At 45.7% G+C, this 26818-nt stretch carries 21 protein-coding genes and 1 pseudogene; 3 read left to right on the top strand and 19 right to left on the bottom strand.

All coding sequences use genetic code 11. The annotated features are described in order from the left end of the window. Positions 1-3: 3 nt before the first annotated feature. From Vt282_RS12775 to Vt282_RS12730, 10 genes are all read right to left on the bottom strand, one after another. Positions 4-993 carry a GGDEF domain-containing protein gene (locus Vt282_RS12775; protein ID WP_162063551.1) on the bottom strand — a complete coding sequence of 330 codons (990 nt, stop codon included), beginning with the start codon at positions 991-993 and terminating at the stop codon, positions 4-6. A 342-nt stretch (positions 994-1335) separates the two neighbouring features. After that, positions 1336-1632, bottom strand: a complete 297-nt coding sequence (gene fis, locus Vt282_RS12770) for a DNA-binding transcriptional regulator Fis (RefSeq protein ID WP_000462885.1) — start codon at positions 1630-1632, stop codon at positions 1336-1338. A 23-nt stretch (positions 1633-1655) separates the two neighbouring features. Next, positions 1656-2624 (bottom strand): tRNA dihydrouridine synthase DusB, encoded by a 969-nt coding sequence (gene dusB / locus Vt282_RS12765; protein WP_162063550.1) that lies wholly within the window; start codon positions 2622-2624, stop codon positions 1656-1658. 139 nt (positions 2625-2763) lie between these two features. Further along, positions 2764-3651: a 50S ribosomal protein L11 methyltransferase gene (gene prmA, locus Vt282_RS12760; protein WP_162063549.1), complete on the bottom strand. Its 888-nt coding sequence runs from the start codon at positions 3649-3651 to the stop codon at positions 2764-2766. 108 nt (positions 3652-3759) lie between these two features. Next, positions 3760-5103, bottom strand: coding sequence for an acetyl-CoA carboxylase biotin carboxylase subunit (gene accC, locus Vt282_RS12755; protein WP_162045404.1), 1344 nt, complete (start codon positions 5101-5103; stop codon positions 3760-3762). 14 nt (positions 5104-5117) lie between these two features. Continuing rightward, positions 5118-5582 carry an acetyl-CoA carboxylase biotin carboxyl carrier protein gene (accB, locus tag Vt282_RS12750; protein ID WP_162045405.1) on the bottom strand — a complete coding sequence of 155 codons (465 nt, stop codon included), beginning with the start codon at positions 5580-5582 and terminating at the stop codon, positions 5118-5120. Between the two features lie 58 nt (positions 5583-5640). Beyond that, on the bottom strand, positions 5641-6090 hold the full coding sequence (gene aroQ / locus Vt282_RS12745) for a type II 3-dehydroquinate dehydratase (RefSeq protein WP_162045406.1): 450 nt from the start codon (positions 6088-6090) through the stop codon (positions 5641-5643). A gap of 292 nt (positions 6091-6382) precedes the next feature. After that, entirely contained in the window at positions 6383-8335 is a 1953-nt protein-coding gene (acs, locus tag Vt282_RS12740; protein ID WP_162063548.1) for an acetate--CoA ligase, read from the bottom strand. A 189-nt stretch (positions 8336-8524) separates the two neighbouring features. After that, complete coding sequence (locus Vt282_RS12735; protein WP_162063547.1) at positions 8525-9157, bottom strand: 3'-5' exonuclease; 633 nt, start codon at positions 9155-9157, stop codon at positions 8525-8527. 12 nt (positions 9158-9169) lie between these two features. Continuing rightward, positions 9170-10996, bottom strand: a complete 1827-nt coding sequence (locus Vt282_RS12730; protein WP_162063546.1) for a DUF294 nucleotidyltransferase-like domain-containing protein — start codon at positions 10994-10996, stop codon at positions 9170-9172. Between the two features lie 175 nt (positions 10997-11171). On the opposite strand from Vt282_RS12730, the gene Vt282_RS12725 reads away from it, so the two are divergent. Next, a complete protein-coding gene (locus tag Vt282_RS12725; protein ID WP_162063545.1) occupies positions 11172-12353 on the top strand; it encodes a 3-phenylpropionate MFS transporter in 1182 nt (393 codons plus the stop codon). Between the two features lie 76 nt (positions 12354-12429). Beyond that, positions 12430-15861 carry a hybrid sensor histidine kinase/response regulator gene (locus tag Vt282_RS12720; RefSeq protein ID WP_162063544.1) on the top strand — a complete coding sequence of 1144 codons (3432 nt, stop codon included), beginning with the start codon at positions 12430-12432 and terminating at the stop codon, positions 15859-15861. 52 nt (positions 15862-15913) lie between these two features. Here the strand turns inward: Vt282_RS12720 and Vt282_RS12715 are convergent, their stop codons facing one another. From Vt282_RS12715 to aspA, 8 genes and pseudogenes are all read right to left on the bottom strand, one after another. Continuing rightward, entirely contained in the window at positions 15914-16399 is a 486-nt protein-coding gene (locus tag Vt282_RS12715; RefSeq protein WP_162063543.1) for a hypothetical protein, read from the bottom strand. 150 nt (positions 16400-16549) lie between these two features. Then, positions 16550-18276 (bottom strand): annotated as a pseudogene (locus Vt282_RS12710) (sodium:solute symporter family protein). A 12-nt stretch (positions 18277-18288) separates the two neighbouring features. Continuing rightward, positions 18289-18552, bottom strand: a complete 264-nt coding sequence (locus Vt282_RS12705) for a DUF4212 domain-containing protein (protein ID WP_162045414.1) — start codon at positions 18550-18552, stop codon at positions 18289-18291. A gap of 217 nt (positions 18553-18769) precedes the next feature. Next, positions 18770-19396 carry a MarC family protein gene (locus tag Vt282_RS12700; RefSeq protein ID WP_162063542.1) on the bottom strand — a complete coding sequence of 209 codons (627 nt, stop codon included), beginning with the start codon at positions 19394-19396 and terminating at the stop codon, positions 18770-18772. Between the two features lie 142 nt (positions 19397-19538). Further along, entirely contained in the window at positions 19539-20174 is a 636-nt protein-coding gene (locus Vt282_RS12695; RefSeq protein ID WP_162045416.1) for a response regulator, read from the bottom strand. Between the two features lie 152 nt (positions 20175-20326). Beyond that, positions 20327-22129: a protein-disulfide reductase DsbD gene (locus tag Vt282_RS12690; protein ID WP_162063541.1), complete on the bottom strand. Its 1803-nt coding sequence runs from the start codon at positions 22127-22129 to the stop codon at positions 20327-20329. A 215-nt stretch (positions 22130-22344) separates the two neighbouring features. Beyond that, entirely contained in the window at positions 22345-23652 is a 1308-nt protein-coding gene (locus Vt282_RS12685; protein WP_162063540.1) for an anaerobic C4-dicarboxylate transporter, read from the bottom strand. 150 nt (positions 23653-23802) lie between these two features. Continuing rightward, entirely contained in the window at positions 23803-25251 is a 1449-nt protein-coding gene (gene aspA, locus Vt282_RS12680; protein ID WP_162045417.1) for an aspartate ammonia-lyase, read from the bottom strand. A 447-nt stretch (positions 25252-25698) separates the two neighbouring features. Between aspA and Vt282_RS12675 the strand changes: the two genes are divergently transcribed. Continuing rightward, positions 25699-26238 carry an FxsA family protein gene (locus Vt282_RS12675; RefSeq protein WP_162063539.1) on the top strand — a complete coding sequence of 180 codons (540 nt, stop codon included), beginning with the start codon at positions 25699-25701 and terminating at the stop codon, positions 26236-26238. A gap of 65 nt (positions 26239-26303) precedes the next feature. Here Vt282_RS12675 and Vt282_RS12670 read toward each other — a convergent pair whose 3' ends face one another. After that, entirely contained in the window at positions 26304-26783 is a 480-nt protein-coding gene (locus Vt282_RS12670) for a tRNA (cytidine(34)-2'-O)-methyltransferase (protein WP_162063538.1), read from the bottom strand. Positions 26784-26818: the final 35 nt, after the last annotated feature.

Raw genomic sequence — 26818 nt, 5'->3', positions numbered from 1 at the left:
GGCTTAAGATGCGCGTAGGATGCGAGCCTTGGTTGCCGAATGAATTTTAAGATCCGGCAGGTTGTCGTGATAAATCGTTACTTGGTCGCGCCCGGTACGTTTTGAGTAATACATCGCTTTATCGGCATTGATTAACAGTGCTTTCACTGAGTCGACATTTTGATTGCACTCAGCAACGCCAATACTGACTGTTGGATAGATATCATGCCCATCCACTTTACACGCTGTGGTTGAAAGCGAGTAGCGAATGCGTTCTGCAACATCAAAAGCTTGAATAGCATTAGTATTGCTCAATACCACACCAAACTCTTCGCCACCCAAACGACCAATATGGTCGCTGCTACGAATTTGTTGCTGACAGATCTTGGCTACATGCTTGATCGCTTCATCACCTGAAAGGTGGCCAACCATATCGTTGATTTCTTTAAAGTGATCAATATCGATCATTAAGCATACCAAATGGCGTTCCGGTTGCTGCTTCTGCGTTTCATATTCTTGCTCAAGTTCGAGTAGAAAAGCGCGTCGGTTTAGAACATTGGTCAGTTCATCGGTTTCAGATAGCTTTTTGAGTTTGTTTTCTAACTGGTGGGTTTGCGTTACGTTACGCACCGACCACATCACCTGATGCGAGTTTTCCTCTGGTGAACCTACATAGTTAATGATCGCCTCAAACCAGCTTTCTTCTGGCATATCAGGATGTTGTAAATCTTCAACCGATAGTAATAAATGATCTTGTAGCTTGATGCTGTAGCGAACAACGAGGGTAGACCGAGATTTGATCACTTGATCAATCAGTGATTGTAATTCGGCTGCTTTACTTGCTGAGAGAACTTGCTCGAGCTGCAGGCCAATATAGCTTTTGGCATTGAAATTTACGGCGTTGTATTTACCACCGTAGCTATCAAGATAGCGACCAGACTGGTCCAAGATAAAGACGTGGTCAGGTAAGGAGTTAAGAATAAAATCTAACCATTCTTCTCTGTTACTCACCATATCCAGCCTTCATTAGTGCAAAAATGCAAACAAGCATTTTAGCTAAATACACGAGGAACACAATTTACATGAAACTAGTTTTGTAGCTTATTGGAGTGTTTGGATAAAATTAGTCCCAATTATGAGACAGGCCGCACGAAGACGGCTTGCAACAAAAGAAATGAAACGGAATTCGCTCACCACTTTGTACATCTACCGCATAGAAAGCGCGATAAGGTATGCGCCAATCTTATATTAAACGTCGACATTCAAAAATAGAGCGAAGCAATGAAATCTAGCGAGATAAAAAAAGGCCACACTATTGCTAGCATGGCCTTCTAATTAATGATGAACCAACCTAGATTAGTTCATACCGTATTTTTTAAGTTTCTTACGAAGAGTACCGCGGTTGATGCCCATCATAGTTGCTGCGCGAGTTTGGTTACCGCGAGTGTACTGCATGATGGTGTCTAGTAGTGGCTGTTCAACTTCAGCTAGAACTAATTCGTATAGTTCTGTAACTTCTTGACCGTTTAATTGAGCAAGATAGTTTTTAAGAGATGCTTTAACAGAATCACGTAGTGGCTTTTGCGTGATTTGATCTTGTGAAGTTACTGTAGTTACTGTTAATGCTTCTGAAGTTAGATTTTGTTCGAACATATTCGGTCTAGCTCTTCTCGTAATTATGGTGCAACGTTATCAAAATAACCTTCAAGTGCTTCGAGTTGCAGCGAGGCAACATCGATGGCATTGAAGGTACGGCGAAACTCGTTCGCTTGCTCATGCTCTTTTAGGTACCAACCCACATGCTTGCGAGCAATGCGAGGGCCTAAGAACTCTCCATAGAAATCATGTAGAGCGTTCACATGACCAAGCATAATGCTTTTCACTTCCGCAGTTGGAAGTTCTGGCATTACGGTGCCGTTTTCCAAATAGTGCTGGATTTCCTGAAAAATCCAAGGACGACCTTGGGCAGGGCGTCCAATCATCAGAGCGTCTGCACCGGTATAATCCAGTACAAATTTCGCCTTCTCAGGGCTATCGATATCACCGTTAGCGATAACCGGAATAGAGATGGCTTGTTTTACCGCCTTGATGCTGTCGTATTCGGCCTCACCTTTGTACATACACGCTTTGGTGCGCCCATGAAGGGCTAAAGCCTGTATGCCGCAGTCTTCGGCTAATTTAGCGATTTGGACACAGTTTTTATTGTCTGTGTCCCAGCCTGTACGGGTTTTCAATGTCACAGGAACATCGACTGCGTTGACTACGGCTTTCAAAATATCTTCGATGATATCTGGATGCTTTAGCAATGCAGAACCGGCTAGCTTCTTATTCACTTTTTTAGCTGGGCAGCCCATATTGATGTCGATGATTTGCGCACCGTTTTCAACACTAAATTGAGCTGCTTCAGCCATCAGCTGGGGATCAGAACCGGCGATCTGTACAGAGCGAATGCCCGATTCGCCTTCATGTACCATGCGTTGTTTTGATTTCGCAGTCTTCCATAATTGAGGGTTTGACGACATCATTTCACTGACGGCCATTCCCGCACCGTAACGGAGACACAACTCGCGAAATGGTCTATCCGTAACACCCGCCATTGGAGCGACGATTAGTTTGTTCTTGAGTTGATGATTACCTATTTTCAAAACGTCTTCACAGTTCTGTACCAGCAAGGGCGCGCATTTTACGCATTTTTTCACTGCGTGAAAAGACTAATATTTGAGCATTCACAAAATGTTTTGTTAATTTGTTTAAATATCAGTCTATTAAGCTTCAAAACCTTGTCTAGCCTTGCTTTTGACCCGAGATGCGACACCATTCATTTTGCTCTTGAATTGGGTCAATCTGGAATTCATCACGGTAATAGTTCGCCACATCTTCGGCTTGTGTATCGAGTACACCAGACATCGCCAGTAAGCCGTTTGGCTTCACGTGGCCTTTAATGATGGCAGAAAGCTCACGTAGTGGCGCAGCAAGGATGTTGGCGACCACAACATCAGCCACTAAGCCTTCAGGTTGATTTTGTGGAAGGAATACTTCAAGTTGATCGGCGACGCCGTTACGCTCCGCGTTATCACGTGATGCGATCAATGCTTGAGGATCGATATCGATACCAACCACTTTCGCTGCGCCCAGTTTGATCGCGGCGATCGCTAGGATACCTGAACCACAACCAAAATCGATCACCGTCTTACCTTGAAGATCAATACCTTCAAGCCATTCAAGACAAAGCGCTGTAGTTGCATGGGTACCAGTGCCAAACGCAAGGCCAGGATCCAGCATTACGTTGACCGCTTCTGGATCTGGTACGTCACGCCAACTTGGGCAGATCCATAGACGCTCACCAAACTTCATAGGGTGGAAGTTGTCCATCCATTCGCGTTCCCAGTCTTTGTCTTCTAACTGTTCAACTTTATGCGCAAAATCTTCTGCAACTAGGCCGCTATTTTTGATTTGGCTAACAATGAACTGCGTATCTGCTTCTGCGTCATACAAAGCCAAAACATCAATATCGCCCCACAAGCGAGTTTCGCCCGGAAGAGGTTCAAAGATTGGAGTATCTTTTGCGTCTAAAAAGGTAACTGATAGCGCGCCTGTTTCTTCCATTAGCATATCGCTGATGGTTTCAGCGTTATCTTTGGTCGCATTGAGTTTGATTTGAATCCAAGGCATGAGTATGTGCTCTTTTCGTGGGTGAATCAGAATAATGGCGCAGAGTTTAGCAGCCGAAAGTAAAAATGCCCACGTAATGTGGGCATTTTGCATGATTAAACTTGAGAATTACTGAAGACCCAGTTTCTTCTCTAAGTAGTGAATGTTCGCACCACCGTGTTGGAAGTTCTCGTCGTTCATGATCGAAACTTGTAGAGGAACGTTGGTTTTGATGCCTTCAACGATCATCTCACCTAGGGCGTTTTTCATACGTGCAATCGCTACGTCGCGGTTTTCACCGTAAGTGATCAGTTTACCGATCATTGAATCGTAGTGAGGTGGCACTGTGTAGCCTGAGTAGATGTGCGATTCCCAACGAACACCCATACCGCCTGGCGCATGGAAGCGTTCGATCTTACCTGGTGAAGGTAGGAAGCGCTCTGGATCTTCTGCGTTAATACGACATTCAATTGCATGGCCACGGATCTTGATGTCATCTTGAGTGAATGACAGTGGTTGGCCTGCGGCAACGCGCAGTTGCTCTTTGATTAGGTCAACGCCTGTTACCATTTCAGTCACAGGGTGTTCTACCTGAATACGAGTGTTCATTTCAATAAAGTAGAACTCACCGTTTTCGTATAGGAATTCGAACGTACCCGCGCCGCGGTAACCGATCTCAAGACATGCACGAGTACAACGCTCACCGATGTACTTACGCATCTCTTCAGTGATGCCTGGTGCTGGCGCTTCTTCCACAACTTTTTGGTGACGACGTTGCATTGAACAGTCACGCTCACCTAGATGAATTGCACCACCTTGGCCATCCGCAATGACTTGAACTTCAACGTGACGAGGGTTTTCTAGGTATTTCTCCATGTAAACCATATCGTTGTTGAATGCTGCTTTCGCTTCAGCGCGAGTCATTGCGATAGCTTGAGTCAATTCGCCTTCATTGCGAACCACACGCATACCACGACCGCCGCCGCCGCCAGACGCTTTGATGATTACTGGGTAACCAATACGTTTTGCATGCGCTTTGTTCTTCACTTCGTCGTTATCAAGTGGGCCGTCAGAACCTGGTACACAAGGTACACCTGCTTTTTTCATCGCATTGATTGCTGACACTTTGTCACCCATCATGCGAATTGTATCTGCTTTAGGGCCAACAAAAATGAAGCCGCTGCGCTCAACTTGCTCAGCAAAGTCTGCGTTTTCAGATAGGAAGCCGTAACCTGGGTGAATCGCTACTGCGCCAGTGACTTCTGCTGCTGAAATAATGCGAGGAATGTTCAGGTAGCTATCAATACCACGCGCAGGACCGATACAGATCGATTCATCTGCTAGCAATACGTGCTTAAGGTCGCGGTCAGCAGTAGAGTGTACCGCTACAGTTTTGATACCTAGCTCTTTACATGCGCGAAGAATACGAAGTGCAATCTCACCTCGGTTCGCGATGACTAATTTATCTAGCATAGCTTGAGCCTCGATTATTCGATTACAACTAGTGGCTGGTCGAATTCTACTGGTTGGCCGTCTTCAACTAGGATAGCCGTTACCACACCTGATTTATCCGCTTCGATTTGGTTCATCATTTTCATCGCTTCAACGATACATAGTGTGTCGCCAGCTTTAACAGTTTGACCCACTTCGATGAATGATTTTGATTCAGGGCTTGGTGAACGGTAGAAAGTACCAACCATTGGAGAAAGCACTTGGTGACCGGCAGGCGCTGCTGGTGCTGCTTCAACTTCTGCCGCTGCAGCTGGAGCTGCTACTGGCGCTGGAGCCGCTACTGGAGCAGGTGCTGCTGCGTATTGAATTGGTGCCGCGTGAACAGGCGCAGAACCGTGACGGCTGATGCGTACTGATTCTTCACCTTCAGAAATTTCTAGCTCAGCAATGCCAGATTCTTCAACTAATTCAATCAGCTTTTTGATTTTACGGATATCCATGTTTACTTTCTCTTTTATCTTGTGAGTAAGACAGCCAGTAAGGCTGCAGAGTGTTTGGTTATTTTGCCTGCAGGTGCTTAATTGCTGCAGACAATGCAAATTCGTAGCCTTGAGCACCTAAACCACAAATCACACCTTGCGCTTTATCAGACAAGTAGGAGTGATGACGGAATGGCTCACGGGCATGTACATTCGATAGATGTACTTCTATAAAAGGTATTGCTACGCCAAGTAGAGCATCACGCAGGGCAACACTGGTGTGAGTAAAAGCCGCTGGGTTGATAATAATAAAATCTACTTGGTTGTAGGCGGCATGAATCGCTTCAATCAATTCATACTCGCGATTGGACTGAAGATGCTCGAATTCGACACCCGCTTCAGCCGCTTGTTGAGCTAATGTAGTGACGATCTGATCGAGGGTGTTCGACCCATAATGTGCAGGCTCGCGTAACCCTAATAAATTAAGGTTCGGACCGTTTAGAAGTAGAATTCGTGATTTTGCTGACATTATGTGGCTATCTTCCTTTATCGTGAGCGAAACGAATCTGTTTCTAAATATACGATAAATCAGCACGATTTTTCAGTACCAATCGAGTGATTTTTTAAAAATCGTCCACGATTATAGCTAATTCAAAACAATTAGCAGCAATTTACTGGTCTAATCTCCCATATTTGTCTTTTGTTTCTGTAACCGAGATAACAGAAAAAACATGTTACTGAGTAAAGCCAAAGTAAATTTATCGGCTTTGTGCAAAAAAAAACCGCCACACAGTGACGGTTTTCTATAGAAGCTTAACTTACTAAGCCAGTTCAGCTTTTTCTGCGATGAGTTTTTCAACTACGCTAGGGTCGGCGAGTGTTGAAGTGTCACCTAAGTTGCTGGTATCACCGGTAGCAATCTTACGTAGAATTCGGCGCATGATCTTACCTGAGCGGGTCTTTGGTAGCGAATCTGTCCAGTGCAGCACATCGGGTGTCGCAATCGGTCCGATCTCTTTACGCACCCAATCTTTGACTTCTTTGTGCAGCTCGGCAGAAGGGAATTCACCATCATTAAGTGTCACGTAAGCGTAGATTGCTTGGCCTTTGATATCATGAGGAATACCGACGATAGCCGCTTCTGCAATTTTGTCGTGCGCCACGAGTGCAGATTCGATTTCTGCTGTCCCCATGCGGTGGCCTGATACGTTCAGTACGTCATCAACCCGGCCTGTGATCCAGTAATAACCATCTTCGTCACGGCGAGCGCCATCGCTGGTGAAGTACATGCCTTTGAAGGTTGAGAAGTAAGTTTGCTCGAAACGTTCATGGTCACCGTAAACCGTGCGCATTTGACCAGGCCATGAATCGAGAATGACCAAGTTACCTTCTGCGGCAGTTTCTTCAATGATGTTACCCATGTTATCCACTAGCGCAGGTTGTACGCCAAAGAATGGGCGAGTTGCAGAGCCGGGTTTAAGATCAGTCGCGCCCGGTAGTGGGGCTATCAAGATACCGCCGGTTTCAGTCTGCCACCATGTATCGACAATAGGAGATGCCTCGTTACCAATTGTTTTGTAGTACCACTCCCACGCTTCAGGGTTGATAGGTTCACCGACTGAGCCCATCACGCGTAGGCTTGAACGTGAAGTGCCTTCTACCGCTTCATTACCTTTTGCCATCAATGCACGAATTGCGGTCGGTGCGGTGTAGAGAATATTCACCTGATGTTTATCGACTACTTCACTCATGCGATTCGTTTTAGGATAGTTTGGTACGCCTTCAAACAGAATTGTTTTGGCACCATTGGCGAGTGGACCGTAGATAAGGTAGGTGTGACCAGTAATCCAACCAACGTCAGCGGTACACCAGAAGGTTTCCCCTGGCTGGTAATCAAAAACATATTTAAAGGTCATGGTGGCGTAAACCAAGTAACCGCCAGTGGTGTGTAATACACCTTTGGGTTTACCCGTCGAGCCGGAGGTATACAGGATGAATAACGGATCTTCAGCTTTCATCTCTTCTGGTGGGCAATTTGCAGAGACTTTTGCGGTTGCTTCGTGCCACCATACATCACGGTGCGAGTGCCATTCAATTTCTCCACCTGTGCGTTTTAGTACCACTACCTTTTCAATGGTCTTTACTTCTGGGTTGGTCAGTGCCTCATCCACATTCTTCTTCAGTGGCACAGCTCGGCCACCGCGCACCCCCTCATCGGCAGTGATGACAATTTTTGCATCAGAGTCAATGATGCGGCCAGATAGTGCCTCAGGTGAGAAGCCACCGAAAACTACGGTATGAACGGCGCCTATGCGAGTACAAGCTAGCATGGCAATCGCCGCTTCCGGCACCATTGGCATGTAAAGACAAACGACATCGCCTTTGTGTACGCCTTGGTCTTTTAATGCATTTGAGAATTTACAGACCTCATGGTGCAATTCATTGAAAGTCAGTGTTTTATCATCAGCAGGATCATCACCTTCCCAGATGATTGCAACTTCATCACCACGCTCAGCAAGGTGACGGTCGATACAGTTGGCAGAAACGTTGAGTGTGCCATCCTCAAACCAGCGAATATCTACGTGGCCAGTATCAAATGAGGTGCTTTTTACTTTGGTGAATGGTTTGATCCAGTCAACGACTTTGCCATGCTCACTCCAGAAGCCTTCTGGATCGGTCACAGATTGTTGATACATGGCAAGGTAGGTTTCATTATCCGCATGCGTTGTCGCTTTGATATTGTCTTTTACCGGATAAACGTGGGCTTCACTCATTGCTTCTCTCCTTGTGAATTGAGCGATTCCTTAAACGCAGTCTGGCGTCTAAAGTCACATCTTTGAATATTCAAGCCTTGCGCGTTTAAGCCTTAACTCGAACCTAGCAATGTTATAACTGTCGTTCAGCGGCGTATTTTTCACAATTAGACTTTAGGATGAATGGGTTATCGACGATGTATTAATTCGTTAGTGGTTATAGGGTATGTTAAGGCTGGGTAAGTCGCCTTTGGTTAAGCGAACAAAGACGAGCGCGGCGGATATCGCGTCTTGTAGTGCATCGTGTTTATCTTGCATTGGCAGATCGAGATGTTTGCAGATCGCATCTAAACTTAAGTCGAAGTAGGCGTTGGGTAGATGTCGCTCAAGTTTGTCATGGTAGATCTGGCTCACTTCGATCAAGGGGTTGGGCAGAGGAAATCCCAGATGTTTACGACAAGCAAGATCGAGGATTTTTTTGTCATAACGAATGTGGTAACCCACGAGAGGACGATTACCGATAAACTTGAGCAGTTTGAGTAGTGCTTGCTTTTCATCAATGCCATTTTCGAGATCTTTGTGGCGGATGCGATGAATCTTTACGGATCCAGAGTCGAGAGATTGTGGCGCTCTCAAGCGCACTTCGAATGGCTGACTGGTGAGAATGCAGTTATCAATGATTTTAGTGGCAGCAATCGTCACCAGTTCTGCTCTATTGGGATCTAAGCTGGTCGTTTCACAGTCGAGAGAGACATACTCACCTTGTGTTATCGCACCAAAGTAGTGTTGATAGGGAGATCCTTTAAGCTTGTAATGCCAGTAGCGGCGTTGTAGCCAATTCATAACCAGCCTTCCTTAATCTCTAATCTGATAATGATAGCCGAGAAACTGTTTGAACTTTTTCACCACATGTAGGCTGTGGCGCAGCAAATCACGTTCGCTTCGTTCTAATTGTTTTAGCTCGATTCGATTGTGACTATGCTGATTGTTCAGTTGTTGCGACAAGCGAAGTTTGAAGAATAACTTGAGTGCCTCGTTAAGATTGTCGGCAGTCTCGGGCTCGAGGATCTTTTTGTTGCGCAGTACTTCAATACGCTCGAACGTGTTGTTTTCTTCGATGCCATATTCCAACGCTAAGGTACGAATACCGTGTACGATAGGGAAGATGCCTCCGCTTTTTAAGTCGAGGCCTTGTTTGTCATTTTTTACATTGCCAAATAGCGTCAGAGGCAATGAAAACTGCAGTGCGGGGCGGGAGAAATCTTGTAAGGTCAGCATGTTGTTAAACATGATTTTATGTAAGCACTCACTCACGGGTTTGATTAACTCTACATTGCCAGCGACCGCATGAGCATCGGTCATCACCGCTAGTTTCATTACTTGTTCAGCGCTGCTAGCTTTTGACCAGCTTTGAATGGTTTTTTTCCACTCACTCTGAGATTTCACCCATTCGGGATTATTGACCATCACTTTGCCCGGACAGAGTGGGTAGCCAAGTTGCAAAAGAGTTCGAGTTAGAGCATCCATAATCGGTTGGCACTGATGCCATTCCAACCCATCTTTGAGAATCAATGCATTATCTTGGTCGGTTTTGATAATTTGTTCACCGCGCCCTTCAGAACCGAGCACGATTAGGCAGCAGTGATCATGCAATGCAGGAGGCACAATCAATTCAAATGCTTTCTCGATAATGCGTTCATTGACTGCGGAAATGAGCTCCATGATAAATCGCGTACGGATACCGTTGCCGAGCAAACTATCGACCAGTTGTCGTTGTCTGTTAGAGGCAATGGCAAGCTCTTCTACTGTCGTTGCTCGCGCGATACTCAGTGTGAGAACGTGTGAGTGGGTCGAAAAGGCACTGAGGATTTGCGTCATATCTAACATGCCTACTGGTTGATTGCCATTGCAGACCATTAGCCGTTTCATGCGATTTCGTGTCATCGAAATCATAGCGTTAAACAAGAAATCCCTTTCGTCGACATGCATGACTGGGAATGTCGCGATATCACCCACTGCTGTATCGAGTGGTAAGCGGTCTAGCATCACGGCATGCAACATATTGGTACGAGTAATAATGCCAAAAGGGAATTCACTTGGCCGATTTTGCAATCGACTATCCTCGGGGTTGAGTTCAACTAATGCAGAATCGACAGCGTTGTTTTTGAGGTATTGCGTGGCTTCATCAAGTGGTAAATTATGGTGAAGAATATGTGCAGGATGGTAAATATCACGGTCGACTTTCGTTAGGATAAATTCGGCTAGATTTTGTTGCTGCTGAGCAGCTTCAATTAAGGCTTGGCGCTTCGCTAGGTTATTATCAAAGTAAGCGGCAAATTGCCCATTTTGCTCATATAAGTCGAGAAATACCGACTTAGGCAATAAATAAGCAAGGGTGTCCTCGAGTGCGATGTAATTATGGCGAACTTTGCCTTCAAATAATGAGCGAACATCAAAAAGATCGTCATTGGCATAATGCGCAAAGATCTCTTTTCCATCGACGGAGCGCTCTTCAACTGCGCCCTTGATCAGAATATGTAAGTGATTACTTTCACTACCACTACTCAATAACGTCTCTCGGCCACGAAAATAGGCGACATCGAGTGATGAGCGCAATGTATTTTGTTGCACCTTATCTAGGCGGTCAAAAGGGGCAGATTGCATATTGAATTTGTCTGGCATGAAATACCTTATCACTCGACTGTCTACCTATTCAGTGTGACAAATTTGCAATTCTGCGCCAGACGACTTTGGTCGAAATGATTAAGAGGAAAGCAACGGCGGATCAAAGTTCCCTTTTTATCCCGCCACGCTAAGTAGATAATGTTGTCAGCATACAATTTTTTCTGAGGTAATCATGTTTACGCCCTCGCCTTATGGCTGGATTTCTCAATATTTTACAGGTTTCTTTTTTGCCTATGGTGTGTATCTGCCATTTTGGGCGCTGTGGTTTGAAGAGCAAGGTATCTCGCCTGCCGATATTGGTTTGCTGGTGGGTATCGGCTTTGCTACGCGTTGTGTGGCGAACCTTTTGCTTACGCCGCGCATTCACAAAGTTGAACATTTAATGCCGGCTGTTCGCGCCTTTAGTCTCGCTGGATTACTCTTTGTTGGTTTTCATTTTTTCACTGGCGGTAGTTTTTGGTTGATGGCGTTGGCAACAGTACTGTTTAACTTGTGCTGTGGGCCGATTATTCCAATTTCGGATGCGATGGCAAATTACTACAGTCGCTTAAAAATGCTCGACTATGGCCGTACACGCCTTTGGGGCTCAGTGGCATTTATCGCTGGTTCAACCGTAGTGGGCTATTTAGTTTCGTTGTATGGCTCAGACATGATTTTGTATACAGCGATGGTGGGTATGTTGGTCGCATTTATCTTCTCGATGCGCAAAGTAAACCCAATGCCAGTGACAGACACTCGCCAACCAACACAACGCCCAAAATTAGGAGAGCTATTACGCGATCCCAATGTGATTCGTTTTCTTGCGTTAGTGGCGCTTATTCAGGGCAGTCATGCCGCTTATTACAGTTTTAGTACCATTTACTGGAAAGAAGCTGGCTATTCAGAAGCGATCATAGGTTACCTTTGGAGTTTAGGTGTTGTCGCTGAAGTGCTTGTCTTTGCTCTAAGTAAGCGTTTGTTTGTTGGCTGGAGTTTACGTGCATTATTCGTCGTCGCATCTGTTGGTGTCATGGTTCGCTGGGGGCTTACTGCATCGACGACTGCGTTAGTGGCTTTGGTTGCGATTCAAATGCTACACGGTGTGACCTTTGCGGTCGCTCATATTGCGGCGATTCAGTACATTCAAGTCTCTGATCAAAACCGAATGGTTGCATTACAGGCTTTATATAATGCGATCCCTCTGGGGGCATTTATTGCGTTGATGACAGCGTTGAGCGGTTGGGGTTACGAGAACTGGGGAGCGAATGTGTTCTGGGTGATGGCCGTAATGGGAGCGTTGGCGCTGTTTATTCGTGCCGAGCCTACAACCACGAACACGCAAGACAATAAAGCGGCGCTTGAAGCACAGAATTAAAGACATCTGATTGATATTTATACACTCTGTTAGTTTAATAACAATTAACTAACAGAGTGTAATTTAAGGATATCGCATGCAAGGATGGCTAGTGATTCCCGTATCATTGTTGTATCTCGGACTATTGTTTTGGATTGCATGGTATGGAGACAAGCAACGTAGTTGGCTTGCAAAGTGGCGGCCTTGGATTTATAGCCTCTCGATCGCGGTCTATTGCACCTCTTGGACATTTTACGGCACGGTAGGGCAAGCCAGCAGTAATCCGTGGTCATTTCTTCCGATCTATATTGCCCCCATCATTGTTTTTACTCTTGGCTGGCGCATTCTCGCACGGCTGATTATTGTCGCGAAACGCGAACACATCACCTCTATCGCTGATTTTATTGCTGCGCGTTATGGCAAATCGCAAGGTTTAGCGGTGGTAATTACACTGATTGCTGTCGTCGGTATCTTGCCTTACATCGCTCTACAGCTACGTGGTATCACCATGGGGCTGGAAGTGATCGCGCCGCAGTTAAAAAGTGAAGTGCTGTTTGCTGGTGCGGATGCCTCATGGTTTGTGGTGCTGGCACTTGCCGTGTTTACGATGTTATTTGGTACTCGACATATTGATAACACCGAGCATCACCGAGGCATGATGATGGCGATTGCTTTTGAGTCGATCGTCAAGCTGGTGGCGTTTATGGTCGTGGGCAGTTTTATTCTGCTGATTGCGTTAAATCGATCCGATATCGTGCTACTAGACATCGCGGCGCAAACCTATCAATCCCCGAACTGGCCAACCTTAGTGATTCATACCGTACTGACTATGGTTGCGATTCTTTGCTTACCGCGTCAATTTCACACCATGGTGGTTGAAAATGAACGGCCACAAGATTTACACACGGCACGCTGGCTTTTCCCTGTCTATTTGGTACTGATGGGGACGTTTGTCTTGCCGATCGCATGGGTTGGGCAAGGGCTACTTTCGGGCGTGAGTGCCGATACTTATGTGATCAGCTTGCCAATGTCGCTTGGTGCAAGTGATATGGCGTTACTCGCCTTTCTTGGTGGTACATCGGCCGCCAGTGGCATGGTGATCGTCTCAACTATTGCTCTGGCTATTATGGTTTCCAATGACCTTGTCATGCCGTTGCTACTAAGACGAATGCGCTTAAGCCACCGCGGGCATCGTCAGTTCTCAGGTCTGTTATTGGTGATTCGCCGCGCACTAATTTTGCTATTGCTGTTTGGCGCTTGGGGTTTTTATCAAGTGCTGGGCAATATTCAATCCTTATCCGCGATCGGTTTTCTCTCTTTTGCCGCCATTAGCCAATTTGCTCCAGCGTTACTTGGTGGCATGTATTGGCGACAGGGTAATCGGAAAGGGGTATACATCGGTTTGCTGTTTGGTTTTACGCTGTGGTTAATCACGTTAATGCAAGCTACGGGGTTATTGGCGGGAGACAGCCATAACAATGTCTTACTATGGCTTATTGAGCCGCCATTGGCGCTGCGTGAGATTGGAGTCCAAGCATCTGATTGGGGTATCGTACTTAGCCTATCCGTTAATGCTCTTTGTTATACCGTGGTCTCGATGTTGACTCGCGCAAGTTTGAGTGAACGGTTACAGTCAGCATCGTTTATCGGTACACCATTGCCGGAAAGTGAAAACATCAGTTTATATCAAAGCCGAGTGACGGTGGCTGAGCTTGAAATGCTCGCATCGCGCTTTGTTGGTCGCCAGCGCGTACGTAGTGCATTTACCCAATATTGGAGTCAGCAACGCGAAACTTTAATGCCCACTCAGCAAGCGCCTTCAACCTTGATTCGCCATACTGAACGTGTGCTTGCGGGTGTGTTTGGTGCATCTTCGGCTAAGTTAGTACTGACGTCAGCGCTGCAAGGTCGTAACATGCAACTGGAAGAGGTAGCGACCATTGTCGATGAGGCATCTGAGTTGTATGACTTCAGCCGCGGATTGTTACAAGGAGCAATAGAGCACATAGGTCAGGGGATTGCGGTTGTAGATAAGCAATTGCGATTGGTTGCATGGAATCAACGATATCTTGAACTATTTGTTTTTCCGCCAGGGTTGATTCAAGTTGGACGGCCAATTGCTGATGTGATCCGCCACAATGCAGAGCAGGGATTATGTGGCCCAGGCGATCCGGAAGATCATGTTCGTCGGCGGATTTATCATCTAGAGCAAGGTACGCGTCATACCTCATCACGCATTCGCCCTGATGGCCGCGTGATTGAAGTTCAAGGTAATCCTATGCCCGGTGGCGGCTTTGTGATGAGCTTTACGGATATTACAGTGTTCCGTGATGCCGAACAGGCATTGAAAGATGCCAATGAGAGCTTGGAAGAGCGCGTGAGAGTGCGCACGCAAGAGTTAGAACGTCTCAATAAACAATTGGTTGCGGCAACACAGCGTTCAGAGCATGAGTCGCGTTCAAAATCGCGTTTTCTCGCTGCAGTTAGCCACGATTTGATGCAACCGTTGAATGCGGCCCGTCTCTTTGCTTCATCACTCTCGGAAGTCGCAAAAGAAAGCGAGACCAAGCAGCTATCTAATCATATTGAAAGTGCATTAGGAGCGGCGGAAGATTTAATTGGCGATTTGCTCGATATTTCGCGCTTAGAGTCTGGGAAGTTGGACGTTAACGTATATGGTTTTGCGATCAATGATGTGCTGTCGAATCTTAACGCCGAATTCAGTGCTCTGGCGAAGCAGCAGGGCATCGAATTTAGCATGGTGCCGAGTCAAGCCGTGGTGGAGTCAGATCCGAAATTGCTTCGCCGAGTCATTCAGAATTTTCTCACCAACGCATTTCGCTACAGCCCTCGAGGTAAAGTGGTGTTAGGTGTTCGTCATTGTAATAGTCATGTACGCATCGAAGTTTGGGATAATGGCGAAGGGATCAGCGAAGATAAGCAGCAAGAGATCTTTGAAGAATTTAATCGTGGAAACCAAGTTCGATCGGATCAAGGGTTGGGGTTAGGCTTAGCTATTTCGAAAGGGATCGCGAACGTGCTTGGACATCAGATCGCAATGCGATCCTGGCCGGGCAGTGGTAGCGTGTTCTCTATTAGTCTTAAACGTTCAGCGCAGGCTGCGCCGCAAGTGATGATTACTCCGTTGCAGGCTGTGAATGATCTCAGCCATATCAAAGTGCTTTGTGTCGATAATGAAAGTGACATTTTGATTGGTATGGAAAAGTTATTGGCGCGTTGGGGATGCGATGTACGCTGCGCAGCAGATATAGTAGAAAGCTTGCAAGCGATTGAAGAAAACTGGTTGCCTGACGTTATTCTGTCTGACTATCGTTTAGATAATGGACGTACGGGACTGGAGGTGCTTCAGCAATGTCGCTTGCGGCTAGGAAATCGCTTTATCGGAGTCATTATCAGTGCTGACCGTACGCCCGATATGCTCACTGGTATTGAATCTAATAACTTTAGTTTTATTCCTAAACCCGTCAAACCACTGAAATTAAGGGCGATACTCAATCGCGTTGAATAGCCAGATCAAATTCGGCACGACTAACGCGATAAAAGTCGTGCCGAGGTCTAAATTACTTGTCACTTAATAGGGTTTCGTATTTTACAAATGCGGTTTGTGTGTCGCCGTAATACACCACCCCATCGGCTTGAGCGGCAACACGTAACCAGCTCTCTTCACTAGCTGGCGCCGGTAAGTTGATAGACCAGTTCTTGCCATCCTTGCTGTTTGACTGCATATCAAGTGGTTTAGCACTTTGCTCTGGATCATCGACCAGAGCCACTTTAATGCCCTCGAGCGGAAAAGCCGAAGTCAATGAAAGCTCTAACTTATTGTTGGTTAGGTTTTCAGAGCGAAACTTAATTTTAAACTCCCCATTTTCCATGTCACAGATGCCGCTGGTATAACGGCAATTCGACTTGCTCAGAAGTTTGTAGCTCTGGCCCTCTTTGGCGGCATGAGGTTTTTCACTTAGTGCTAAATCGGTACCGAAGTAAGCGATGATAGAGAGAATAGGGGCGACTAACAGAGCAATAATAATGTGTTTATTCTTAAACATAGGGCTTCCTTGCGACTACGACGGGCTAAAAATGTATACCTAATAACTCATAAAATGACGGCACTAAATTATTGGGTATAGATGCTTATTTAAACAGACTAATAGGAATAAAAAAGCCCCCGCAGGGGCTTTTGTGCTTTGAATTAGATTTTAGTGGTCGACTGCGTCACCAGCGCCAGCTGGAACACGTACGTGTTCAACCAAATCTTTACTTCTTGTGGCGTTTCAGCGGTCACTTTCGATACCGCGATGGCTACGATGAAGTTAAATAGAGCGCCAATTGCACCAAATGCATTGGGTTCGATACCAAAGAACCAGTTGCTACCCCAGCTTTGTAGATAGGTCCAATCTGCGACGAATAGGATGCCTTTGTGCTGGAATACGTAGAATAGCGTCACACTGATACCTGCAATCATGCCTGCAATTGCGCCTTCTTTGTTGATGCTCTTACTAAAGATACCCATCATCAATGCAGGGAAGATGGAGGAGCCTGCAAGGCCGAATGCTAGCGCTACCGTACCGGCGGCAAACCCTGGTGGATTGAGACCTAGATAACCGGCCACACCAATGGCCACTGCCATCGATATTCGGCTGGCAAGCAGTTCTTTCTTCTCAGAAATATTTGGATTGATTACGCCTTTGATTAAGTCATGGGATATCGCCGAGGAGATAGCCAACAATAGACCAGCAGCAGTGGAAAGTGCGGCTGCTAAACCACCGGCAGCGACAAGCGCGATGACCCAGTTAGGCAGTTTCGCGATCTCTGGGTTGGCTAGTACCATGATGTCACGGTCAACTTTCAGCTCATTAGTCGCTGGGTTTGACGTGTAATCAATCAGACCATCGTGGTTTTTATCATCAAAGCCAAGTAGACCCGTTTTCTCCCAGTTTTTGAACCAGCTAGGACGTTCGTCATAAGCTAAGTGTTGGCCCGGTGCAGGGTTCACAGTATCCATTAAATTCAGACGTGCCATTGCAGATACTGCTGGAGCGGTTGTGTACAGAATCGCAATAAACAGGAGCGCGTAACCTGCAGATGTTCGTGCATCACGTACTTTAGGTACGGTGAAGAAGCGGATGATTACATGTGGCAGACCCGCTGTACCAATCATTAGAGACATGGTGTAAACGAACATGTTGAGTGTATCGCCACGAACTTGTGTGGTGTATTCACTAAAGCCAAGTTCTGTCACCACCTGATCGAGCCGGTCGAGTAGATAAACATCGGTTCCTGAGATAGTACTGCCCAGTCCAATTTGTGGTAGAGGGTGACCGGTTAGTTGCAGAGAGATAAAGATTGCAGGAATAGTGTAAGCAAGAATGAGGACGCAATATTGAGCAATCTGCGTATAGGTAATCCCTTTCATGCCGCCCATTACAGCGTACATAAATACGATACACATGCCGATCAGTAGACCTGTTGAGTAATCAACTTCTAAGAAACGACCAAATGCGACACCGACACCTTTCATCTGACCGATTACGTAAGTGACGGATGCGATGATTAAACAAACAACCGCGACGATACGAGCTGCGTTTGAGTAGAAACGTTCACCTACGAATTCAGGTACGGTAAATTTACCAAACTTACGTAAATAAGGGGCCAGCAGCAGTGCAAGTAGTACGTAACCACCAGTCCAACCCATAAGGAATACAGAACCACCGTAGCCCATAAAGGCAATTAGACCTGCCATTGAAATGAACGAAGCGGCAGACATCCAGTCAGCGGCAGTCGCCATACCGTTGGCAATTGGGTTGACCCCGCCGCCTGCCACGTAAAACTCTTTGGTTGAGCCTGCACGAGCCCAAATTGCAATACCGATGTAGAGGAGGAAAGTCGCCCCTACAACTAGGTAAGTGATAGTTTTCAAATCCATCTGAGCTACTCCTTACTCATCTACATTAAATTCACGGTCGATTCGACGCATTTTCCACGCATAGAAGAAAATGATTCCGAGGAAGGTATAGATGGATCCTTGTTGAGCAAACCAGAAGCCAAGTTTGTAGCCACCAATTTGGAATTGGTTAAGCACATCAACAAATAAGATGCCACAGCCAAAAGATACGACAAACCACACGACCATTAGGCCGATCATTAGTCTTACGTTCTTTTCCCAATAGGCTTTGGCTCGTTCCTGACTTTCAAACGCCATTGCCGTCTCCTTACGCATGATTGTTGTTAAAAAAATGTTTCTGGATTTACAATAGCAGTGACAAAGTAGGATGGCTTTTCTACTTTAGTCGGCAATGAATATTTATTGAGTTGATTAAAATCAGTTGGTTATATGAAGTGGCTTATTGGGATTGGTGTTAACATTGTGTTAATTAAGCCTAAGGTCTAATGCTGTAGCACGCAGAATGGTGCATTGATCACAATAAAAAGTAGTCGCGTATGCCCATTAATAGATTATTGAGAGCAACGGCGGCTAAAACGAGCCCCATGACACGACTAATGATGGCGGCTCCGACATTACCGATGACTCGATGTATTTGGCTTGCCAGTAATAAAAACAATAAAGTGATCACGAGCACCGCAATCATAACCCCAGCGGTAATACTTTGATCGAGTAAAGAATATCGATGATTATCAGTGAGCATCACGATAGCCATCATGGCTCCTGGCGAGGCAATAGAAGGCATTGCGAGTGGGTAAACGGCCAGATCGGCTAATTCAGAATGACTGAGTTCTTGGCTCAGTTTTTGTTCTTGCTCTGGCTTACTTTCGCCAAAGATCATGGTGAGCGCAAACAGGAGTAACACTAGTCCGCCAGCAGCTTGAAAGGCAGGTAGCGGTATTTGCATGGCTTCCAATAGTAATTGCCCAGCAATAAGGAAAAATAGCAACAAGCCAGTGGCAATGGCGACCGCTTTAAACGCCACAACTCGTTTTTGTTTGATGGAAAGGTGTTGAGTTTGAGATAGGTAGACAGGCACAGTTCCGACAGGGTCAATAACTGCCCAAAGCACGACGAATTGAGTTAACACAATGCTCAGCAAAACAATCTCCCAGAGTTAGCGGAAATCAATTTGACGACCGAATGGTCATCAAGCGAAATAACAGAGGGATAGGTGCTTAAAGTAGCACCAAGTGAGCTAAGTGTAGCAGAGTTTAATTGTGTCTAAGTCAGCACAAAGTGAGTTAACTTTCTGACTCCAATTGTTGAAGTAGTATCACGGCTTGAGTACGGTTCTTAACGCCGAGTTTACGAAATATCGCCGTCATGTGTGCTTTGATTGTCGCTTCGGAAACATTGAGTTCATAAGCAATTTGCTTGTTGAGCAAACCATCGGAGAGCATGCCTAATACTTTGTATTGCTGTGGTGTGAGGGTAGCAATTTTTTCGGCTAAATCGGTACAGGCTGCATGATTAGTTATCGAACCTTCAGGGAAGAATGGTTCACCACCAAGAACTTGATTGAGCGCTGCGATCAATTCGCGCATGTCGCTTGATTTGGGAATAAAGCCAAACGCACCATGGCTTTTTACTTGAGTGACGACAGATGGTTCTTCACTGGCAGATACGACGACTATCGGTAAATCAGGAAATTCAGCTCGCATCTGTATTAGTCCTGACATGCCGTTTGCTCCTGGCATTTTTAAGTCTAACAACAAAAGGTCTGCATCTGGTTCTTTACCGAGTAGAGAAATAAGAGCTTCTAACGAATCGGCCTCAAGAAGATTAGCACCGCTGATCGCCATATGAATCGCTTGAAACAAAGCATTGCGAAAGAGCGGATGATCATCAGCAATGATGATGGTGTAATTTGAGTCCATAACGTTAACCACTTATTGTTATTTGGTTAATGGAATTATCATTGCGTTTGATGCTTAGAACAATATTTGTACTCTAAAATTCTGAACTAAATCGACTTTTGTCTAAGAAATGTCACACCCCAGTAAATACTGAGGTGTGAGTTTGTGATCGGCTAGAGTTGATGAGCGTTTAAGTGGTTAATAAAACTTGGTGCATCCATGAAACCAGTAATGCGAGCATTTGGCTGATGACTGCCATCAGCATTCCAAAACTCAATAGTTGGTAAACCAAGGACATTTAATTTCTGCAGCAGTTCGATATCTTGCATTTGGTTTTTCGTTACATCTGCTTGAAGCAAAACAAAATCCTTTAATTTGCTTTCCACTTCTGGTGTATGGAATGTGTATTTTTCAAATTCCTTACACGCAACACACCAATCAGCATAGTAATCGAGCATGACAGGTTTCCCCGCCAATTGCGCTTTTTCCAGCTGCTGCTCAAGCTCTGCTACATTGCTGATTTTGATAAATTCAACGCCATGCTCAGCGACTTGTGCTTGTGGACTAAACCAGTAGTTGAGCAGAGGTTGCGCCGAAGCAAATAGACCCAATACCGCAATAATGCCGACCGCACTCTGTTTCCAACCGCCAAAAGTTAGCGAGTTTTTAAGGTGATAAAGCCAACCAAAAGCGGCAATGCCAAGCGCAGACCACAAAGCGGTAGACCACTGTTCTGGTAAGATACGCTCCAATAGGAAAATTGGCGCAGCGAGTAATACAAAGCCGAATAGTACCTTAACGCGATCCATCCAAGCACCGGCTTTTGGTAGTAGTTTGTTGCCAAATACCGCCGCCAACATTAGCGGAATACCCATACCTAAGGCCAGTGCATAGAGCGCTACGGCACCTGTGACTAAATCGCCACTTTGAGCGACATAGAGCAGAGCACCAGAAAGCGGTGCTGTGGTGCATGGTGAACACACTAGACCAGATATCGCACCCATAGCGAACACACCTGCATTACTCCCCCCTTGCTGCTTGTTGCTCAGGCCGTTAAGCCAAGTTTGCACACTTGATGGCAGTTGCAATGTGTAAGCACCAAACATCGATAAGGCTAAGGCGACAAACATGACACTAAGGCCAAACAATACGTATGGGTGTTGCATTGCAGCTTGGAACTGCATGCCTGCCGATGCCACAACTAAACCGAGTAAGGTGTAAGTGAGCGCCATACCTTGTACATAAATAAATGACAAACCAAGAGCGCGGCGGTGCGATAACTTCCCGCTTCCTAATACGATACTGGTCAGAATTGGGTACATAGGCAGTACACATGGGGTAAAAGCAAGACCAACCCCAAGAGCTAAAAATAGCAGTGGTGTCCACCAATTATCAGCTAATTGGCCTGCAAGGCTGCTTTCTTTGGATTGCGGCGCAGGTGATTGGCTGGTTGGTGTGGATGATGTTTGTGGCTTGGTTAGCGAAGTATCCGCTGACTGTGTTGTGGCGTCGTTGCTTGCAGTAGTAAAGGCTTTGACATCAATCACTCGAGTTTCCGGTGGGTAGCAAAAGCCTGCTTTGGCACAGCCTTGATACTGAACGATTAAACGCGCGCCTGGTTGATAATCCTGTAGAGGAACTTCAACAAACAGTGGCTCGGTATAGATATGGACATCGCCAAAAAATTCATCGTGATAAGGCTGCCCTTCACGAATATCAAGCTCACCTAAGGTCACATTTTCTGCACTAATCGAGATGCGTTCTTGATACAAGTAGTAGTCGTGTTTGACCTGCCAATCGAGAAATACGCGATTATTCTGCTGAAAATTATTGAAAGGAAACGCGTCATCAACAGGAACGAATCGATTGTTGTCAGTGGTAAAACTCGGAGTATTAGAGTTGTTGCCAAACAGCGCCATCGCGGGTGACGCCACGACACTTAGGCATAAAATCAGAATGGAAAAAACTGAGCGCATACAAACATCACTTAATTTAACTTGCGGGTATTTTACGTACAGGCTGACTTTTTATCCAACTCAACCGTCGATAGATTGTATATGACAGAGAAAACAGCCAATTAGTTTCAGTCAGAAGTCGAAATAATGATGGGTGGAGTGTGAATACGCAGCAATAAAAAAAGCGCCGGAGCGCTTTTTAAGGTCGATATTACTGATTCGCTATGGTGTAGTGATTAAATCACCAGCCCACCAAAGGCAAACCCAAGAGCAACGGCTGAGCTAATGGTGACCACACCTGGAATAAAGAATGGGTGGTTGAATACGTACTTACCAATGCGAGTTGAACCGGTATCATCCATTTCAACTGCAGCCAGTAACGTTGGGTAAGTCGGTAGTACAAATAGCGCGCTGACCGCAGCAAATGATGCAACCGCAGTTAATGGCGCAACGCCAATAGCCAGTGCGGCAGGCATTAGAGCAACGGTGGTTGCACCTTGTGAATAAAGTAGCATTGAAGCAAAGAACAGTACTAATGCCAGCATCCATGGATAGTCGGCAAGTAACTCGTCAGCCACTTCTTTGATCTCATTAACGTGAGCGTTAACAAAGGTTGAACCTAACCATGCAACACCGAGTACGCATACACAAGCTGTCATACCTGAACGGAAGGTGCTAGCTGCAGGAATTTGGTTAGCATCAATTTTGGTAGTGAAAACAATCAGTGCTGCCGCTGCTAACATCACAGTCATGATGGCTTCGTTACGACCAAGCGCTGGGTTTTCAATCAGACCAATTGAGTGTGAGATCGCAGCAGCGTAGCAGACGACCAAACCGATGGCGATCAGGAAGATATAGGTTGCGCGTTTAGCGGTTGGCAACAATTCGCGTTTTTCGCTACCCGCAAGCTTGATTAGGCCTTGTTCAAGACGTTGTTGGTAAACCGGATCGTCTTTTAACTCTTTACCCATAAAGTTAGCGACAAATGCGCCAATCATACAAGCGATAAAGGTGGTAGGAATACACACGGCAAGCAGCGTTAAGTAGTCGACGCCTTTAGGTGCTAGCATGGCAGCAAAAGCAACCACCGCAGCAGAAATCGGTGAGGCAGTAATCGCAATTTGTGAAGCGATAACAGCAATAGAAAGCGGACGTGAAGGACGAACGCCTTGGCCTTTGGCCACTTCTGCAATAACCGGTAGCGTGGAGAACGCCGTGTGGCCAGTACCAGCCATCAGTGTCATTACGTAAGTCACAATCGGTGCGTAAAAGGTAATGCGCTTAGGATTTTTGCGTAAAAAGTTTTCTGCAACTTGCACTAGCCAGTCCATACCACCGGCAACTTGCATTGCGGCAATCGCGGTAATAACTGACATGATAATTAGAATAACATCTACCGGAATGTAGGCTTGGCTTGTGTGCACACCCAGCCCTAGTGATAAAGCGATAACCCCAGCACCACCGGCAAAACCGATGCCGATACCCCCAATTCTAGCTCCTAAAAAGATAAAGAGCAGAACGACGAACAGCTCGACTGCAATCATAAATAACCCTCGTTTATTCTGTTGTGTTCATGGTGACGGCGATTTGCAACAAACAGCGAGCAAAAAAAGCCAAGTTCACACCATTACTTAAATTTTATTGCCAAATTTCGGCGTTAAAAAAGGGCCCTTTTGGGGCCCTCTTGTTTTTTCTTATTCGTAGCGTTTTGCTTTATACGTTGGATGCATGAAGTTTTCAACGCAAAGGATTTCGTCAATCTCTTCTGCAGTCAGTAGACCACGGTCTAGAACCACTTCACGTACGCTCTTACCAGTCTCTGCACAGATCTTACCTACGATGTCACCTTCGTGGTGGCCGATGTATGGGTTTAGGTAAGTGACGATACCGATAGAGTTGTAAACGTAGTTTTCACAGATCTCTTTGTTCACTGTGATGCCGTCGATACACTTATCACGTAGGTTGATACATGCGTTGTTTAGCAGTGAAATAGATTCAAACATGCTTTGTGCAATCACAGGTTCCATTACGTTAAGTTGTAGCTGACCACCTTCTGCTGCAAACGAGATAGTGTTGTCGTTACCTAGAACTTTGAAACACACTTGGTTTACAACTTCTGGAATTACTGGGTTTACTTTTGCTGGCATGATTGAAGAACCTGCTTGTAGTTCAGGTAGGTTCAATTCATTTAGACCTGCGCGAGGACCAGAAGAAAGTAGACGTAGGTCATTACAGATCTTAGATAGTTTCACCGCTAGGCGTTTTAGTGCGCCGTGGATCATTACGTAAGCGCCACAGTCAGAAGTTGCTTCGATCAAATCTTCGGCAGGAACGACTTCTAGACCCGTTACTTCTGCAAGGTGTTTCACCGCTAGGCCTTGGTAACCCGCTGGTGCGTTTAGACCAGTACCGATTGCAGTTGCGCCCAGGTTGATTTCAAGTAGCAGTTTTGATGTGTACTCAAGAACGCGGATTTCTTCGTTTAGTGTTACTGCCCAAGCGCGGAACTCTTGACCAACAGTCATTGGCACTGCGTCTTGTAGCTGTGTACGACCCATTTTTAGTACGCCGTTGAACTCTTGTGCTTTAAGTTCAAATGCTGCTTTTAGGTATTCGATAGAGGTCATTAGTGTGTGAACACTGTTGTAAACCGCGATACGGAAACCAGTTGGGTAAGCACAGTTAGTTGATTGGCTCTTGTTTACATGGTCATTAGGGTTAATGAATTGGTATTGACCTTTTTCTTTGCCCATTAGCTCAAGCGCAACGTTAGCGATAACTTCGTTGGTATTCATGTTTACTGAAGTACCAGCACCGCCTTGGTATACGTCTGATGGGAATTGGTCCATGCATTTGCCCGTTTCAAGGATCAAATCACACGCTTGAAGAATGTAGTCAGCAACATCTTTAGGAATAGCGCCTAGCTCTTTGTTTGCAAGAGCTGCCGCTTTTTTAGTCATAACCATGCCGCGTACAAACTCAGGTACGTCAGAGATAGTTACATTAGAGATGTTGAAGTTTTCCATCGCACGTAGCGTGTGAATGCCGTAGTAAGCATCGGCAGGTACGTGACGTTCGCCTAGTAGATCTTCTTCGATACGAGTGGCTGAGTTAACTGCAGTAACTTCTGATAGGGTAGCCATAGGTGGATCCTTAAGAATGATTATCAAATTAAGCTGTTATGTCATGGCCAATTCTGAGGTTAAAAGAATCCATTCACTAGATAATTTGGCTGAAATCCATCCTGACTTTCTGTGGCACATGATACTCGACCTTGTTCATAAAAATATTAAGTAGATCACCTTTTACGGCAAAGATGGAAAAATCTTTGAGTGAAATTGATATAGCTCAGTAATCCAAATCACAGATGTAACGCAACGTGTCTAGTATGTTAATTGCGCGCAATTTGTGTGAAAAATAACAGTTAATTGTTCGCTTTGTGGTTGATTCTCTTTACTTAAACAAAATGCCTCTCACTGAGCGGTACTCTCTAATCTCACCTCCCAGTCACGATTTCTCACAATTCAATTAGGGAAACTATTGTCGCCATGCAGGCTTAAAGCTAAGGTGTGCTTAACAAAGGAGGGCTTGTGTTTCCTATCTTACTTTTACTCTTTATCTTAGTTCCGATTATTGAAATTGGCCTATTTATTCAAGTCGGCGGATTTCTTGGCTTATGGCCAACCATTGCGTTAGTTTTGATTACCGCATTCGTTGGTGCGTCACTGGTTCGTAGCCAAGGATTGCAGACACTAATGAATGTGCAAAATCGCCTACAGCAGGGAGAGTTACCGGCGCAGCAAATTGTGGAAGGTGTCATGCTGGCGGTGGCCGGTGTGCTGTTACTGACTCCTGGCTTTATGACCGATGCGTTAGGTATGTTAATTCTTTTGCCGGCGCCACGCGCAGTGATTGCAAAATACCTGATGAGTAAAATGGTTGTGCGCTCTGTTGGTGGTGGTTTCCAAGGTGGGTTTGGCAACCATGGTGGTTTTGAGCAGCAAAATGGTTTTGACCAAGATCCTTTCCAGCGTAATCCGTTTGACCAATCACATGATAAGGGCAATACCTTTGAAGGTGAGTATGAACGCAAGGATGACGACGACAACGATCGTAATCGACTCAATTAGCAAAGGGCGCATTCGCGCCCTTTCTTATATCTGTTATTCGCGAGCGTAGATTCTCGCTATCAATTTTATTGTGCGCCCTGAAAGCCCATCTGACGCCATGCTTCATAAGCAATGATTGCAACGGCATTGGATAAGTTAAGGCTACGTGCATCTGGCATCATCGGAATGCGAATGCGCTGTTCCATTGGTAAGCTGTCGATCACATCCGCCGGTAGGCCTCGGGTCTCCGGACCAAACAGTAGCACATCACCGGTTTGAAATTTTGCATCGACGTGATGACCGGTAGTTTTGGTGGTACAGGCGAAAATACGGTATCCACCTTCACGCTCATTTTGCAAATAGTCCAAAAAGGCCTGCAAATTTTTATGGCGTTTAACGCGTGCTAGGTCATGATAATCCAAGCCCGCACGGCGCACTTTTTTCTCTTCCAAATCAAAACCAAGTGGTTCAATTAGATGCAGGTTAGCGCCACAGTTGGCACTTAGACGAATAATATTGCCAGTGTTTGGCGCTATTTCCGGTTCGTATAAAGCAATATCAAACATGAATTTTTGTCGTATCGGCGAAAAGATTGGCCTGA

This window comes from Vibrio taketomensis, assembly GCF_009938165.1.
GTDB lineage: Bacteria > Pseudomonadota > Gammaproteobacteria > Enterobacterales > Vibrionaceae > Vibrio > Vibrio taketomensis.
Note: the sequence above shows the minus strand (reverse complement) of the source record. Positions and strands in the feature narration are given on the sequence as shown.

Coding starts and splice junctions, on each gene's coding strand:
- Vt282_RS12775 (WP_162063551.1), bottom strand. CDS start 993: ATGGTGAGTAACAGAGAAGAATGGTTAGATTTTATTCTTAACTCCTTA.
- fis (WP_000462885.1), bottom strand. CDS start 1,632: ATGTTCGAACAAAATCTAACTTCAGAAGCATTAACAGTAACTACAGTA.
- prmA (WP_162063549.1), bottom strand. CDS start 3,651: ATGCCTTGGATTCAAATCAAACTCAATGCGACCAAAGATAACGCTGAA.
- accC (WP_162045404.1), bottom strand. CDS start 5,103: ATGCTAGATAAATTAGTCATCGCGAACCGAGGTGAGATTGCACTTCGT.
- accB (WP_162045405.1), bottom strand. CDS start 5,582: ATGGATATCCGTAAAATCAAAAAGCTGATTGAATTAGTTGAAGAATCT.
- aroQ (WP_162045406.1), bottom strand. CDS start 6,090: ATGTCAGCAAAATCACGAATTCTACTTCTAAACGGTCCGAACCTTAAT.
- acs (WP_162063548.1), bottom strand. CDS start 8,335: ATGAGTGAAGCCCACGTTTATCCGGTAAAAGACAATATCAAAGCGACA.
- Vt282_RS12735 (WP_162063547.1), bottom strand. CDS start 9,157: ATGAATTGGCTACAACGCCGCTACTGGCATTACAAGCTTAAAGGATCT.
- Vt282_RS12730 (WP_162063546.1), bottom strand. CDS start 10,996: ATGCCAGACAAATTCAATATGCAATCTGCCCCTTTTGACCGCCTAGAT.
- Vt282_RS12725 (WP_162063545.1), top strand. CDS start 11,172: ATGTTTACGCCCTCGCCTTATGGCTGGATTTCTCAATATTTTACAGGT.
- Vt282_RS12720 (WP_162063544.1), top strand. CDS start 12,430: ATGCAAGGATGGCTAGTGATTCCCGTATCATTGTTGTATCTCGGACTA.
- Vt282_RS12715 (WP_162063543.1), bottom strand. CDS start 16,399: ATGTTTAAGAATAAACACATTATTATTGCTCTGTTAGTCGCCCCTATT.
- Vt282_RS12705 (WP_162045414.1), bottom strand. CDS start 18,552: ATGGCGTTTGAAAGTCAGGAACGAGCCAAAGCCTATTGGGAAAAGAAC.
- Vt282_RS12695 (WP_162045416.1), bottom strand. CDS start 20,174: ATGGACTCAAATTACACCATCATCATTGCTGATGATCATCCGCTCTTT.
- Vt282_RS12690 (WP_162063541.1), bottom strand. CDS start 22,129: ATGCGCTCAGTTTTTTCCATTCTGATTTTATGCCTAAGTGTCGTGGCG.
- Vt282_RS12685 (WP_162063540.1), bottom strand. CDS start 23,652: ATGATTGCAGTCGAGCTGTTCGTCGTTCTGCTCTTTATCTTTTTAGGA.
- aspA (WP_162045417.1), bottom strand. CDS start 25,251: ATGGCTACCCTATCAGAAGTTACTGCAGTTAACTCAGCCACTCGTATC.
- Vt282_RS12670 (WP_162063538.1), bottom strand. CDS start 26,783: ATGTTTGATATTGCTTTATACGAACCGGAAATAGCGCCAAACACTGGC.